At 42.8% G+C, this 15,456-nt stretch carries 13 protein-coding genes; 9 read left to right on the forward strand and 4 right to left on the reverse strand.

Annotation, left to right across the window (positions count from 1 at the left end):
- The 5 genes from JWQ85_RS15500 to JWQ85_RS15520 form a co-directional block, all read left to right on the forward strand.
- Positions 1-593: hypothetical protein (locus JWQ85_RS15500; protein ID WP_299469560.1), on the forward strand; the 593-nt coding region annotated here is incomplete at its 5' end.
- A 49-nt stretch (positions 594-642) separates the two neighbouring features.
- Positions 643-2,280 carry a TldD/PmbA family protein gene (locus tag JWQ85_RS15505; RefSeq protein WP_299469562.1) on the forward strand — a complete coding sequence of 546 codons (1,638 nt, stop codon included), beginning with the start codon at positions 643-645 and terminating at the stop codon, positions 2,278-2,280.
- Between the two features lie 3 nt (positions 2,281-2,283).
- Positions 2,284-3,615 (forward strand): TldD/PmbA family protein, encoded by a 1,332-nt coding sequence (locus JWQ85_RS15510; protein WP_299469564.1) that lies wholly within the window; start codon positions 2,284-2,286, stop codon positions 3,613-3,615.
- A gap of 74 nt (positions 3,616-3,689) precedes the next feature.
- Positions 3,690-4,679, forward strand: coding sequence for a phosphotransferase (locus JWQ85_RS15515; protein WP_299469566.1), 990 nt, complete (start codon positions 3,690-3,692; stop codon positions 4,677-4,679).
- A 2-nt stretch (positions 4,680-4,681) separates the two neighbouring features.
- Positions 4,682-5,542, forward strand: a complete 861-nt coding sequence (locus JWQ85_RS15520; RefSeq protein WP_299469568.1) for an NAD(P)-dependent oxidoreductase — start codon at positions 4,682-4,684, stop codon at positions 5,540-5,542.
- Position 5,543: 1 nt separating this feature from the next.
- Here the strand turns inward: JWQ85_RS15520 and JWQ85_RS15525 are convergent, their stop codons facing one another.
- Positions 5,544-6,371 carry a hypothetical protein gene (locus tag JWQ85_RS15525; protein WP_299469570.1) on the reverse strand — a complete coding sequence of 276 codons (828 nt, stop codon included), beginning with the start codon at positions 6,369-6,371 and terminating at the stop codon, positions 5,544-5,546.
- A 103-nt stretch (positions 6,372-6,474) separates the two neighbouring features.
- Between JWQ85_RS15525 and ispG the strand changes: the two genes are divergently transcribed.
- Entirely contained in the window at positions 6,475-8,496 is a 2,022-nt protein-coding gene (gene ispG, locus JWQ85_RS15530; RefSeq protein ID WP_299469572.1) for a (E)-4-hydroxy-3-methylbut-2-enyl-diphosphate synthase, read from the forward strand.
- Between the two features lie 123 nt (positions 8,497-8,619).
- Here ispG and JWQ85_RS15535 read toward each other — a convergent pair whose 3' ends face one another.
- A complete protein-coding gene (locus JWQ85_RS15535; protein ID WP_299469574.1) occupies positions 8,620-9,144 on the reverse strand; it encodes a GNAT family N-acetyltransferase in 525 nt (174 codons plus the stop codon).
- Between the two features lie 200 nt (positions 9,145-9,344).
- Here JWQ85_RS15535 and JWQ85_RS15540 point away from each other — a divergent pair, with 200 nt between their 5' ends.
- On the forward strand, positions 9,345-10,484 hold the full coding sequence (locus tag JWQ85_RS15540; RefSeq protein ID WP_299469576.1) for an AraC family transcriptional regulator: 1,140 nt from the start codon (positions 9,345-9,347) through the stop codon (positions 10,482-10,484).
- Positions 10,485-10,591: 107 nt separating this feature from the next.
- Positions 10,592-11,665: a hypothetical protein gene (locus JWQ85_RS15545; RefSeq protein ID WP_299469579.1), complete on the forward strand. Its 1,074-nt coding sequence runs from the start codon at positions 10,592-10,594 to the stop codon at positions 11,663-11,665.
- A 354-nt stretch (positions 11,666-12,019) separates the two neighbouring features.
- Here the strand turns inward: JWQ85_RS15545 and JWQ85_RS15550 are convergent, their stop codons facing one another.
- A complete protein-coding gene (locus JWQ85_RS15550) occupies positions 12,020-12,568 on the reverse strand; it encodes a hypothetical protein (RefSeq protein ID WP_299469581.1) in 549 nt (182 codons plus the stop codon).
- Between the two features lie 218 nt (positions 12,569-12,786).
- On the opposite strand from JWQ85_RS15550, the gene dnaK reads away from it, so the two are divergent.
- Complete coding sequence (gene dnaK / locus JWQ85_RS15555) at positions 12,787-14,703, forward strand: molecular chaperone DnaK (protein WP_299469583.1); 1,917 nt, start codon at positions 12,787-12,789, stop codon at positions 14,701-14,703.
- A gap of 160 nt (positions 14,704-14,863) precedes the next feature.
- Here the strand turns inward: dnaK and JWQ85_RS15560 are convergent.
- Positions 14,864-15,456: DUF5110 domain-containing protein (locus JWQ85_RS15560; RefSeq protein ID WP_299469585.1), on the reverse strand; the 593-nt coding region annotated here is incomplete at its 5' end.

The following is a 15,456-nucleotide window of genomic DNA, read 5'->3' on the forward strand; positions in this document are numbered from 1 at the left end:
TGGTTAAAACCGCGCAGGATCGTGTGCTGGCAAGCAGTGCTATATCCGGTTCGGGCAAAGTTATTTTCACCACGTTAAATAATACTTTTAGCTGGATGCTGGGCGGCAATAAGGCTGATTATTCGGCGTTGTGGTCGGTATTGCTTACCAAAGCAGCACGTAAAGATGATAATGTGGAAAGCAATATTGAGCTTTTACCTATGCCGTATGCGGATGAACCTATTGCTTTACAGATCGCGCAGGGTAAATCATCGCCAATAATGGTAAACGGCCAAACAGTAGCATCGGTACAAAACCCTTCGGTGCCTTTTGAATATAGTTTATTGTACTGGCCACAATCTGCCGGATGGCAAAGCTTAAAGCAAAACGACCAGGCAAGTAGCTGGTATACTTATGCCCGGCAAGATTGGAAAACGGCGCGGGATGCAGACAAATTATCGGCCACAAAAAAATATGCTAATGCGCACAAAATAAGTGATATTGTAACAAAACAGATACAGCAAAAAGTTCGGATTGATGTACCGAAAATATATTTTTATATCTTGCTGCTTGTGGCATGCACTTTCCTTTGGATAGAAACAAAATTTTCATAAACATAACCGTCTTCCCCGGTTGGGAATTAAAATTTTTGGAGGACAAACTTTGAGAAGAAGAGACTTTATTTTTTTAACCGGCGTTGGCGCAGGGGCTATGATGCTCCCTTCGTTAGATGGTTTCGGTAAAAACATTGACGTACAGCAAGCGCTTGAAGGCGTTGATGTACGTATTAAAAAAGAGCTGGCCGATGCCGGGCTTAACGCTGCTAAATCTGCAGGAGCCAGTTACGCAGATGTGCGTATCGGGCGTTACCTGAACCAGTTTGTTATTACCCGCGAAAACCGTGTACTTAACGTTGCCAATACCGAATCGTATGGTATCGGTATCCGTGTTATTGCTAATGGCTGCTGGGGTTTTGCCGCTACAAACGAAGTAACTAAAGAAGGTATTGCTAAAACCGCTCAACGTGCAGTGGCTGTTGCAAAAGCTAATGCCAAATTAGGCAGTGCGCCGGTACAACTGGCCCCGCAAAAAGGTTACGGCGAAGTAAGCTGGAAAACGCCTATCGAAAAAAATGCTTTTGAAGTGCCTATCAAAGAAAAGGTAGACTTGCTGCTGGGTGCAAATGCATCGGCTATTGCAGGGGGCGCCAACTTTGTAAATTCAACCATATTCGCGGTAAACGAGCAAAAGTATTTTGCTTCGACTGACGGTTCATACATCGATCAGGATATTCACCGTCTTTTCCCGTCGTTTACGGTTACCAAGATAGATTCTGCTTCGAATTCTTTCCAAACCCGCCGCTCTTTAAGCTCGCCGGTTGGTATGGGTTATGAATATTTAACACCATCGGCTTCTGAAACTATCGCCGGTGTAACCCCTCGCTACAAAAAGCGTTACGATATGATGGAGGATATGAAATTTGCCACCAAACAAGCGGCAGAAAAAATAACCGCCAAATCGGTAGATCCGGGTAAATACGATCTGGTGCTTGATCCGAGCCACCTGTGGTTAACCATTCACGAGTCTGTTGGCCACCCAACCGAGTTGGACAGGGTGTTAGGTTACGAAGCTAACTTTGCCGGTACCAGTTTCCTTACGTTAGATAAATGGAAATCGGGCAAATTTAACTTTGGCAGCAAGCAAGTAAATGTGGTGGGCGATAAAACCCAGATAGGTTCGCTTGGTGCTGTTGGTTATGATGATGAAGGTGTAGGTTGCAAAAAATGGGATATTATTAAAGAAGGTACATTAGTAAATTACCAGGCTATCCGCGATCAGGCGCATATTATAGGCCTTAAAGAATCGCAGGGATGTTGCTATGCCCAAAGCTGGCAGGATGTACAGTTTCAGCGTATGCCAAACGTATCACTACAACCGGGAAAAACACCGTTGGCGGTTGACGATATGATTAAGAACGTGGAGAAAGGTATTTACATTATTGGTGATGGCTCTTTCTCTATCGATCAGCAACGTTATAACTTCCAGTTTGGCGGGCAGTTGTTCTACGAGATCAAAAATGGCAAGATTGCCGGTATGCTAAACGATGTGGCGTATCAGGCCAATACCCAGGAATTTTGGAACTCCTGCGCGCAGGTTTGCGACGAACGCGATTACCGTTTAGGTGGATCGTTTAACGATGGTAAGGGCCAGCCAAGCCAAAGCAGCGCGGTATCGCATGGCTCATCAACAGCAAGGTTTAACGGTGTTAATGTAATCAACACAAAAAGAAAGATCGGATAACATATGCCTATATATACAAAAGAACAAGCACAGGCTTTATTAAAGAAAGTGCTTAGCTATTCAAAAGCCGACGAATGCGAAGTAAGCCTTGGCGGAAGCGAGGGCGGTAATGTACGTTATGCGTTAAACGCGGTTTCAACAGCCGGCGATATTAGTACGGTTGGGCTTAGTGTAACCTCTGTTTACGGTAAAAAAGCAGGTTCGGCTACTATAGATCAGTTCGATGATGCCTCGTTAGAGCGTGTTGTACGCCGGTCCGAAGAGCTGGCACAACTGGCACCCGAGAATTCGGAATACATGCCGATGCTGGGCCAAAGCGAATTTAAAGAAGCCATAGCCTATAATGCCAATACGGCTGCCATGACGCCCGAAAGCCGTGCCGAAATGGTTGGGCAAAGCTTAAAGGTTACCAAAGATGCCAAGCTGTTTGCTGCAGGTTTCCTGGAAAATTCAAGTGGGTTTAATGCGATGATGAACTCAAAAGGTTTGTTTGCCTATAACAAAAGCAGCGACGTTACTTTCTCGGTTACTACCCGTAACGAGGGTGGCACTATATCCGGCTACGCAGCGCGTGGCTTTACCGATGTGTCTAAACTGGATACCGCATCAGCTACCCGTGTAGCTACTATGAAAGCAAATGCTTCTGTTGGGGCAAAAGCTATTGAGCCGGGTAAATACACTGTGATATTAGAGCCTGTTGCAGCCACTTATATGCTGGAAAATATGTTCCGTTTTGATGCGCGTAGCGCGGAAGAAGGCCGGAGCTTTTTAAGTAAAAAAGGTGGTGGTACCCGTTTGGGCGAACAGCTAATGGATCCTAAAGTTACCATCTATTCAGATCCTTTTAACACTGACCTGCCCGGTGCAACTTGGGGTGGCGATGGTTTGCCACGCGAAAAAACTGTGTGGATTGATAAGGGGGTTGTTAAAAATCTTTCTTACTCGCGTTTTTGGGCTCAAAAGAAAGGCGTAGCGCCTGTTCCCAGCCCAAGCAATATTATTATGGAAGGCGGCGACGCTACTTTAGAAGAGCTGATAAAAAGCACCGAGCGCGGCATATTGGTTTCAAGGTTGTGGTACATCCGTATGGTTGACCCGCAATCGTTACTGTTAACGGGCCTTACCCGCGACGGTACATTTTATATCGAGAATGGTAAAATTATGTTCCCGGTTAAAAATTTTAGGTTTAACGAAAGTCCGGTAATTATGCTGAATAATCTGGAAGCCCTTGGTAAACAGGAGCGTAGCATTAGCGTAGAAAGTTACCGCAGTTACCTTATTCCGCCAATGAAAATAAGGGATTTTACATTCAGTTCGTTGTCAGACGCTGTATAAAATTATAAATTATATTGAACGCCATTGCAAAAAGCAATGGCGTTTTTGTTTCTTTGTAGTTAAAACCTATTATCATGGAAATTTTCCCAGTTAGTAATTCAACACTCTCAGCAGAAAATGTTGGTTTGTTATTACAGCATAAGTATGGCCTTAGCACAAGTGCGATTTGCAAATTGTTAAAAACCGGTATCAACCATAGTTATTTAATTACAGATGGTGATAGAAAATATGTATTCCGGATATACAGCTTAAACTGGCGTACAAGAGAAGAGATCGCTGAAGAAATAAGACTGCTTAGTTTGCTGCGCGATAGTAATATCCCGGTATCCTACCCTATAAGTGATAACGCGGGGAAGTACATTCATGAACTAAAGGCCCCCGAGGGCTATCGCTTTGGCGTGCTGTTTTCTTTTGCCGAGGGGGATAAGATGCTTAACTTCCCGGCCGACCTGCACTATAGAGTTGGTGAAACCATGGCGCAGTTACACAAGGTAACGCATGATCTGGAACTGCAAAGGGTTAACTATACGCCCCAGGTGATCTTGCAAGATTCGTTTGAGCGATTAAATCAATTCCTCCCTGCCGATACCGATGAAATGATTTGGATGGCATCGACACAAAAATATTTACTGGGCGAGTTAGAAAAAGCTAACACCGATGAATTGAGGAGTGGTGCTGTCCATCTGGATATTTGGTTCGATAACTTACATATCACTAAAAGGGGTGATGTTACTTTTTTTGATTTTGATTTTTGCGGTAACGGCTGGTTGTGTTATGATATTGCCTATTACATATTGCAATTATATAGTACCGAAAAGGTAGAAAAAGAACGGGACGAGAAGCTAAAAAGCTTTTTAGATGGATATGAATCTATAACCAAAATTACCCCGGAAGAAAAGCGCCTGTTACCTATGCTGGGTGTAAGCTTGTATTTCTTTTACCTGGGCATCCAATGCCAACGGTTTGATAGCTGGTCGAATGTTTTTTTAAACGAAACGTATTTAAAACGGTTTATTAATTTACTGGTCAAAAAGTATTTTGACGAACAGGTTCAAAAATCATAATTATGAACACAACAAAAATAGGCTGGATAGGCCTTGGTTTAATGGGTAGCCCCATGTCGCAGCAATTGTTAAAGGCGGGGTATCCGCTTACTGTTTATAATCGCCATAAGGATAAAGAAGCAGAGTTAAAAGAGCAAGGCGCAAACACCGCATTAACCCCGAAAGAGCTTTTGCAGCAAACAGATGTGGTAATTATAATGGTGACCGATGATAAGGCCATCCGCGAGATATTTACGGGTGAAAATGGCTTACTGGGCGCTGATGCTACCGATAAGATCATCATCAACATGAGTACGGTATCACCGGCCATAAATAAAGAGATGGCCGAATTATGTAAGCAGCAGGGGAACCACTTCCTTGATGCGCCGGTATCGGGTAGTGTTAAACAGGCCGAAACCGCCCAATTGGTTATCATGGTTGGCGGCGAAGCAACTGTACTTGAAAAAGTAAAATCTGTACTGGAAACCATAGGCAAAATGGTTGTAAACGTTGGTGCCACAGGTACAGGTAACGCAGCCAAGCTGGCTATAAATACCCTATTGAGTTTTTACACCCAGGGATTAGCTGAGGCCGTTATCCTTGCCAAAAATAATGGCATCGAACCCGAAACTTTATTGAACCTTTTAGGGAACGCCGCTATTGCCAATCCATATACCAAAATAAAGGGCGATTCTATCATCAATAATAACTTTAAGGCAGCGTTCAGCCTTAAAAACATCGTAAAGGATTTGCAGCTATCGCGGGATATTGGCCTTAATACACCCTTGGGCCAAGCCGCATTAAAAACCTTTGAAGATGCCCAACAACAGTTTGGCGACGAGGATCTAATAGCTATTTATAAATACCTGGATACTTCTAAATAAGTTATTCCCTTTTCTTTTTTAAAGTGTAGGAAGGCTTGTTAGATTTAATTTGTTCCGCATCGTTGTAAAGATTTATAGTTCTTTTATTGATGATGAACGAGTAAACCTTTTGGTCTTTGGTGTTCAGATTAAATATGATCTGGTCATGGCCGCTGCGCTCGGGGGCTACTATCAAATCGTTTTGTACGTAGTAGGTGGTAAGTCCGGCTAAGCCTGATACTTTTCCATCGTCGGTAAATACAGCATTGATCTTTTTACCCATAGCATCAGTACCCTCATATTTCCCCGATAGTATGGCATGATTGATCATGTAGTTCATGCCGGAAGCTAAGCCATCAGCAGGTTTGGGTTGCAATGCTCTAATATATTGGGTGGTAATAGTTTCCTTAGTTTGCGAATTATAGTTATAGATGATAAGTGTGGTATCGTCGTTTTTTACCTTGTAACTTAATTCATCATCACCAAGCTCAATAGTGGTTGTGTTTTTGCCCGATTGAAACCTTAGCGCAACGGTGCTACCCTCATGGTTATTTAAAATGATGGGTACCATTATGCTGTCACCTTTAAGTTGGGCAGTATCAATATACATAACGGTAATGCCCTTGCCTTTATCAACAGCCGCCAATGGCGATTTGCTCTTTTTAACTTTTTTGATGTAGTCTTTCTTAATCCACACCCCATTTATCAAAGGTTTAAACTGTTGTAGCAAAGCCTGTGTTTGGTCGAGTGGTTTGCCGTTAGCGGTGGTATCCTGGTCATTATCACCGGTTTTACTTTTACACGATAGAAATATACATAGTAAGAGTAGAAGGTAGCCGATTCTTTTCATGGAAGTATATTATTATTCCTAAGATAGTGAATTATGACCTGATAACAACGTTTTAACTTCAAAGTTCTTTCGTATTTTTGCATCTTATTAATTCCATCCCTGCATGAATGCTGATGCCATTAAAATGCTGCAAGGCCGTTACTGTAATTCATTAACGGAATATTCCCGTTTTGTGACCCGTGAGGTCGCCATTGGCGATGTGCCAATGGGCGGAAATAACCCTATCCGCATTCAAAGCATGACCACTACCGATACCATGAATACCATAGGTACGGTTGAGCAATCCATCCGCATGGTTGATGCCGGTTGCGAGTATGTACGTATTACCGCGCCCAGCATTAAGGAAGCCAATAATCTTGCCGAAATAAAGAAACAATTGCGCCTGCGCGGCTACAATGTGCCGCTGGTTGCCGATATACATTTTACCCCAAACGCAGCCGAGGTGGCTGCACGTATTGTTGAAAAGGTACGCGTAAACCCCGGCAACTACGCTGATAAAAAGAAATTTGATACTTTAGATTATACCGACCTGGAATACCACGGCGAGTTGGAACGCATCTTCCAGAAATTTACGCCGCTTGTAAAAATTTGCAAGGAATATGGTACTGCCATGCGGATTGGTACAAATCACGGTTCGCTGAGCGACCGTATTATGAGCCGTTATGGCGATACCCCGCAAGGGATGGTAGAAAGCGCTATGGAGTTTATCCGCATGTGCGAAACACTGGGCTATTACAGTTTGGTGGTAAGTATGAAAAGCAGCAACCCGCAGGTAATGGTGCAGGCCTACCGTTTACTGGTACAAACTATGGTTGCCGAGGGCATGAACTACCCGCTGCACCTTGGTGTTACCGAAGCTGGTGATGGGGAAGACGGCCGTATTAAATCGGCCGTTGGTATTGGTACTTTACTGGAAGATGGCCTGGGCGATACCGTACGCGTATCACTAACCGAAGAGCCGGAAGCCGAAGCACCTGTTGCTATTGCGCTGGTGAAACGATACGCTGTTCGAAGTCAAAAGTCAAAAGTCGAAAGTCAAAATACTGATATTCAGCAAATTGAGCCTCAGAACCCACACCACTCGCCATACGAATATAAAAAACGTGAAACTTACGAAGCCAATGCTTTTATAGGCGGGCATATGGTGCCAAGGGTAGTGGTCGACCTGTCGCGGGCCAATCTAAAAGATCCGTCGGTATTGAATGATGCCGGTTACCTGTACTCGCCATTGCTGGATAAATATAACATGGCCGAGCAATCGGTAGATTTTATTTACCTGGGAGATAGTTTGCCGTCGTTTGAATTGCCGGGCAATTTAAAGCAGCTGTACAACTATTCAACCTGGCAAAAGCTGGCCAACAAAACGCTTTGCCATCCAGTATTTACTTTGCAGGAATATGTTGCTACGGATAACCGTACATCAGCCTTAAACCTTGTTCGTATCAAAAATGCTGATCTGGATTCAGACGCATTTGGAATGATACCTTTAGATAAAACACTGATTTTTGTACTGGAAACAGATGAAACCCACGGCATGGCAGATCAGCGCGCCTTTTTCTTGAAACTACAGGAAATGGAACTGGACGTGCCGGTGATTGTGAAAAGAAGCTACTCTTTTGAGAAGGAAGAATCAGGAATCAAGAATCAAGAAGAAGTAGATCTTACTACCAATTTGCAGCTTTATGCGGCTACAGATCTGGGTGCTTTGTTGGTTGATGGTTTTGGCGATGGCATTTGGATAGATGCACCGCAGATAGCAACAGATATTATTACTTCAACCGCATTTGGTATACTGCAGGCAACCCGCTCGCGTATTTCCAAAACAGAATATATCTCCTGCCCAAGTTGTGGCCGTACCTTGTTCGATCTGATGGTCACTACGCAGATGATTCGCAGCCGTACAAGTCATTTAAAAGGGTTGAAAATTGGCATTATGGGCTGTATAGTAAATGGCCCCGGCGAAATGGCCGATGCCGATTACGGCTACGTAGGTTCGGGTACTGATAAAGTGACCCTTTATCGCGGTAAAGAAGCCGTGAAGAAAAACATCAGCTCTGCCAATGCTTTAGATGAACTCATCGGTATCATTAAGGGTGATGGCAACTGGATAGAACCTGTAGAATAAAACAAAAATGTCATTTCGAACGAGCGATAGAGAGGAGAAATCTTTTACACTACGCATCCGACCTTGCAAATTCGCCAGTTTGCTGTAAAAGATTTCTCACTATCGTTCGAAATGACAGGTATATTATGTTCGCGGCAGCTTAAAAATAAATCGCCCTTCGTCATTAATTGACGTATGCTTAAAGCCTGCTTTTGCCAGGATCCGCTGTGAAGGATAATTATCCGCGCCGGTATCGGCCCAAATGGTTTTAACATCGGCATTGGTAAAACCCCATTCGCAGATCCGTTTTAAGGCTTCGGTAGCGTAACCCTTGTTTTGGTGGTTTTGGTCAAACGAGTAGCCGGTTATAGCCTCGCCATTCTCATCGGGGTAGCCAATTCCAATCCCGCCAATACTTATATTATCGGTTTTTAAAACAGCTTCCCAGTTGGTGTACCACTCAAATTTATCGGGGTAAAGTAAGGTTTTGGGGATAAACCAATTCTCCAGCGCATCGGCCACCTCTGCTTTCCAAATAGGGTCGATAAGCATATTTGAAGGGTTTAAACCCATTGATATTTCCATTTTTTCGCGGCTTTCTTTCCATAACAAAAGTTGCGTATGTGTTAACGGTATCAGTCGTAACCGTTCAGATTCGATAAAAAACATTTTTGATTTTGAATTTGTATAACAATAAAATTTCAGGACACTTTAAAAAGTGAATGAGCGCACAGCCGGGGTATTTGGCTGTTTGTTATAAAATTCCAGGCAGTGTAATATGCCTGTTTAGGGTGTTATTAAGCAGAGGCTGTATTTATGTTAGCACAAATATACTGCAGATATTAATATCAATTAGTAATTTTATTTTAATGACCATTCAGCTTGTTATATACAATGTTATCTGCGTTAGCTTCTTTCTGTTGGCGCTTGTTTCGTTTTTTAATCCAACCAAATTAAATATAACGGCAAACAGATGGTTTGGCCTGTTTATGTTTTCGGCGGGATGTATGGTGCTGAATGCCATTATTTACAAAGCAGGTGCCGAAGCACAATACACGCACCTTATTATATTTAATGAATTATCCCGGTTTATTATAGCACCGGCACTATATCTCAGCATCCTGCATTTTACATCGCCCGATAAAGTTTTAAAACGGAGGGAATACCTGCATTTTATACCCTTCGGGCTGTTTGCGGGTTATATTACCGCGCTTAATACAGGTCACCAATTCTTCCATCTGCCAGCGATGGTAGAGAGGGTATTAGCGTTGCTTATGGCTGTTGCAGTACAGGCGCAACTATTGATTTATTGGGTGCTGGCATGGGCAAAACTTAACCGACATCAGAAAAATATTCGCCTTATTAATTCAAATACCGAAGCTGTTGACCTTAACTGGTTAAGATATTTGTTAATAGGCATTGCTGTCATAATCGTAACCTGGTTTGCCGCGCAAATGCTGCAAATGCATTGGGTAACGGCTGTTACCGCTGGATTGTACCTGGCAGGCACACTTTTTATGGGTTATTTTTTGCTGGCCCAAAAAGAGGTTTATCCTTTTGATGAACCCGAGTTGGAAGAGATAGCCGAAGTGATAAAGCCAGAAAGCAAACCCCTGAAAAAAAGGTTAACACCCGAACAATCCGCACAGCTTAAAACACAGTTAGAGCATCTAATGCAAACCGAAAAGGTGTACTTAGATAATGAACTGAGCCTGCCCCAGCTGGCAAAAGAAATGGGGATATCCACACATGATCTTTCTTACCTGCTGAACGATGTTATCGGCATCAGCTTTTTTCAGTTTGTGAATACCTATAGGGTAGAGGAGGCCAAGCAACTCATGCTATCCGAAAAGCACCGGCATTTAAATTTATTGGGAATCGCCTTTAGCGCGGGGTTCAACTCAAAAACTACTTTTAATACGGCCTTTAAAAAAGAGACGGGTTTATCGCCAAGTGAGTTTATGAGAGGTAAGGGGTCGTTGTCAATAGATGTGTCAGTCCAGGCTTGATGTCAGTCTGAGCCTGTCGAAGACCCAAATCCGTTCGTTTGGATAATCCCGAACGACCCGCATTACCCATTCGCCTAACATTGTGCAACTAATAAACACAATGTATTATGGAACGTAAACCTTTTTCACGCCTTGCCTTGGCGGCTTTTATTGCTGCTGTATTAGGCGCTATTGTTTTTACTCGCGCCACCCGTATTGCCTTAGGTGAGGATATATCGCCGCTGGTATTGTACGGCGTAGTGCTTATTTATTTGCTTACTGTTTTAATGTTGACTCTTGTTTGGAAAAGCAAAGCCACAAAGGGTGCTATTGATGTTACCAATTATACCGCTTTTTGGCAAAACGCCGTGCGCTATACCCTCGCGCTGGATATGATGATGTTTGGTTGCCAGAAGTTTTGCCACCAGCAATTTTACGTGCCACTCGGCATTCTCGACGACCCTTTTACAGCCATACCTAACGAAATGCTGATGTGGGCATTCATGGGGCGCTACCATTCTATGGTAAACATTATAGCCTCGCTCGAAATTCTTGGCGGTGCGCTGCTGCTATTTCGCAAAACCCGTTTGGTGGGCGCTTTTGTGTTGCTGCCCATGCTGTTAAATATTATGTTGCTTGATCTCTACTACCTCAACTTATTGGTACAGGCATACGTTGCCCTCGAGTTGCTTGCCGTGATATACCTCATCCTGTTGGAGTACCGCCGCCTTGTGGAATTCTTCCTTATCGCTAAAGGTAATGCTCCATTGTATAACTTCCGCAGACAAGGGGTTGGTTATGCAGTAAAAGCATCGGTAATTATTATTCCCGCGCTTGCCCTATCCATGCATCATTACGAAACCAATTACACCGAAATAACCGGTAAATATGAGGTGAAGCGTGTATTCATAAACAACACCGATCAAACCCAGGCACCCTGCCGCGACAGCGTGCTCACTCATGTATTTATTGACCGCTACGACCTTGTTTTGGGCTACCCCGATTACCGCAACAAAGTAATTGGCAGGTACACATACAACCCGGAAACCAAACAGATTACCGTAGCATTTCATTACCCCATGAAAGATACGCTTACAGCCACTATCACTCCCGGCAATGGCGAAATGAAAACGCTTGTTGGAAAAATGGGTAGTAAGGAATTGAGGATTGAGATGGAAAGGGTAACCCCGGTAAATAATTGAATAATGTTGGCTTCGTATGTCCATACAACACCAGTAGACCTTTCTCGTCGTCGCAAGGCCTCTTGAAAAGAGTAATAATCATGATGAGACAGTAGTGTTTATTTGGCGATTAAAATTTCCTCCCTGGGGAGGGGTGTGATGGTTTGTGCAGTGGCAGGGAGGGGTTATACATGATACTTGTCGCATAAACCCCTCCCTGCACCCTCCCGTTGGGAGGGAATCGCACTGGCCAGCACTTTTAAATTTAACTCTGTCTAATTATGGGATGTTACTTTGAAAAGAAGGCTACATTGCGTTGGCGTGGCACCTCCTGCAGGGTCCTCTGCGAGGGACCCCGCAGGAACGGAAGGTAAATTAATCATTTGAAACATTTGCACGCGCAATAATATTCCATTTGCCATTTTTTAATTCACATAAAAGCAGATCGCTACGGCCACAAGCTATTCCGCATGTAAAGCCTTCACCAATTATTGCACGTGTATATTGTTTGTTTAAGAAAAGTGGGTTCGAGAAGCTGAAGATTGTTTGATTATAATTAGTTAGGTTTTTTTTGGGATCTTTTTCGTTGGTATGGTATTTCACTTTAAAGTTATATTTAATCCGCCAGTCTGTTTGTACTGATATCATTTCAGCGGTATTGAACATGCTTATCTCGCTTTCATTCATAAAATCTTTTAAACATTTGTTTGAATCAACTTTATCCGCTTCATCTAATATTGATTGGCTATTAAGAATATCTTTATTATAAAATGAGCTCATGTCTGATTTTGCATTCAATAATTTTATATTTTCTTTTTTGATAAGCCAGCTTATTAATTTATCAGTGTTTTTTATAATAAGGCTTGTTTGGCAATATGCGTTAAAAGGCAATAGTAGACTTAATATAAGGAATGCTTTTTTCATAATGCAAGATACAATTACTGAGGGCTAATAAATCAGCCTTTTACTTTTCTATATCGCCTTAAACAACTGCCAACATGTCACCGCAAAGTAAGTTAGCCTGACGGTTTGTAAGTTAACTGACACCCTACCATTATTTTTTCTGCCAAATGCAAATTGGCACAGGCATTGATAAAGTAGGTGTGGAAGCATTAATTATCAAGAAAAAAATAAATCATAATATGTCTAAAATAATTGGAATTGACTTAGGAACAACAAACTCCTGCGTAGCGGTAATGGAAGGTAACGAACCTGTAGTTATTGCTAACAGCGAAGGAAAACGTACTACGCCTTCTGTTGTAGCTTTTGTTAACGACGGTGAGCGTAAAGTAGGTGACCCGGCAAAACGCCAGGCAATTACAAACCCTACAAAAACTATTTATTCTATAAAGCGCTTTATGGGTAACAACTTCAACGAAGTTACTACAGAAGTTGGCCGTGTACCTTATAAAGTAGTTAAAGGCGACAACAACACCCCACGTGTTGAAATTGGCGACCGTAAATATACCCCACAAGAAATTTCAGCGATGATCCTTCAAAAAATGAAGAAAACTGCTGAAGACTTTTTGGGTCATGAAGTTACTGAAGCGGTTATTACCGTTCCGGCTTATTTTAACGATGCACAACGCCAGGCAACTAAAGAAGCCGGTGAAATTGCTGGTTTAAAAGTTCGCCGTATTATAAATGAGCCTACTGCTGCTGCCCTTGCCTACGGTTTGGATAAAGCACACAAGGATATGAAAATTGCTGTTTTTGACTGTGGTGGTGGTACGCATGACGTATCTGTACTGGAGTTAGGCGATGGCGTTTTCGAAGTAAAATCAACCGATGGTGATACTCACTTAGGTGGTGACGATTTTGACCAGGTTATTATTGACTGGATGGCTGATGAATTTAAGAGTGACGAAGGTGTTGATCTGCGTAAAGATCCAATGGCTTTACAACGCTTAAAGGAATCTGCTGAAAAAGCTAAGATCGAGTTATCGAGCTCAGCTCAAACTGAAATTAACTTACCATACGTTACCGCATCTGACGGTGTGCCTAAGCACCTTGTTAAAACTTTAACCCGTGCTAAATTTGAGCAACTGGCAGATAGCTTAATAAAACGTACTATTGAACCTTGTAAATCAGCATTGAAAAATGCAGGTTTAAGCACTTCTGATATTGACGAAGTAATTTTAGTAGGTGGTTCAACCCGGATCCCGGCGATACAGGAAGCTGTTGAAAAATTCTTTGGCAAAGCGCCTTCAAAAGGTGTTAACCCCGATGAAGTGGTTGCCATTGGTGCAGCTATTCAAGGTGGTGTATTAACAGGTGAGGTTAAAGATGTGTTGTTGTTAGACGTTACCCCGCTTTCATTAGGTATTGAAACTATGGGTGGGGTTATGACCAAGCTTATAGAAGCTAACACTACTATCCCTACCAAAAAATCAGAAGTGTTTTCAACAGCATCTGATAGCCAGCCTTCAGTAGAGATCCACATATTACAGGGTGAACGCCCGATAGCGTCCGGTAACCGTACAATTGGTCGTTTCCATTTGGATGGCATACCACCAGCACCCCGCGGCATTCCGCAAATTGAAGTAACGTTTGATATTGATGCCAACGGTATATTGCACGTATCTGCAAAAGATAAAGCTACCGGTAAAGAGCAGAAGATCCGCATTGAAGCTTCATCAGGTTTAACTGATGCTGAGATCAAAAAAATGAAAGAAGAAGCTGAAGCTAACGCTGATGCTGACAAAATAGCGAAAGAAGAAGTTGAAAAACTAAACAGCGCTGATGCTTTGATCTTTAGCACCGAAAAACAATTGAAAGAGTTTGGTGATAAATTACCTGCTGACAAAAAAGCACCTATTGAAGAAGGTTTAACTAAATTAAAAGCTGCTTACGAGTCTAAAAACTTAGCTGACATTGATGTTGCCCAGGCAGAATTAAACAATGCATGGACAGCAGCTTCTGAAGAGATGTACAAAGCATCTGCAGAAGGTGGCCAGCCAGCAGGTGATGCAGGCGCGCCAGGAGCAGGTCCGCAAGACCACTCTGACACCGTTACTGACGTTGACTTTGAAGAAGTAAAAGACGAAAACGGTAAATAATTCTCAATAACATATTAGTAGAAAGCCCCCGTTAGTTTTATCGGGGGCTTTTTTTGTGTATAAAAGGGTGTTATGCTGAGCTCCGTCGAAGCATGCGCGAGGGCCTTTACGCTCACTCTTCGAGCGCCTCAGAGTGACAGCCTTCGCACCGTTGGGTAGATTAATAAGATACTTTAAACTCTTCACTTTTATTTTCAAGCTCAGTGTCTAACTCTCCTCCCTCAAACCCATGCCAAGCAACCTTGATCTTATTATACTTAGACTGATAACTCCCCTCAACCTCACCAAATACTAATTCTCTTTTCTGCGGATCAAAAGTTATAACGCGTTTATAATAGCTGCCATGTTGATGATCGTAAGTCAAACCGTCATCTTCATAATAAACGAACTCGTTAGCTTCATTACCGTTCCAAACGTTAATCAATAGGATGCCATCACCAGCCTCATTAGTGCTTTGAATGATGTTTTGCATCGGCACAATACCACCTGCTATTACAAATACCGGCAGATCAGATAACGGGCAAGCGACATTAATAACCTTTCCGCCGTTAAATTTTTCGTCAGTGCTTAGGAGGTACCATTCGCCGGCCGGCAAATAAATAGCTACGTTTTCAGCAGTGCTTATTACCGGGGCAACCAGTAACGCATCGCCAAAAAGAAACTGGTTTTGATATTTAGTGTCGAATATGTTTTCATCCCACGTATAGTCAATCGCCAAAGTGCGGCTTAGCGGCAAACCTGTTTGGGTGGATT

Source organism: Mucilaginibacter sp. (genome assembly GCF_028288105.1).
Lineage (GTDB): Bacteria > Bacteroidota > Bacteroidia > Sphingobacteriales > Sphingobacteriaceae > Mucilaginibacter.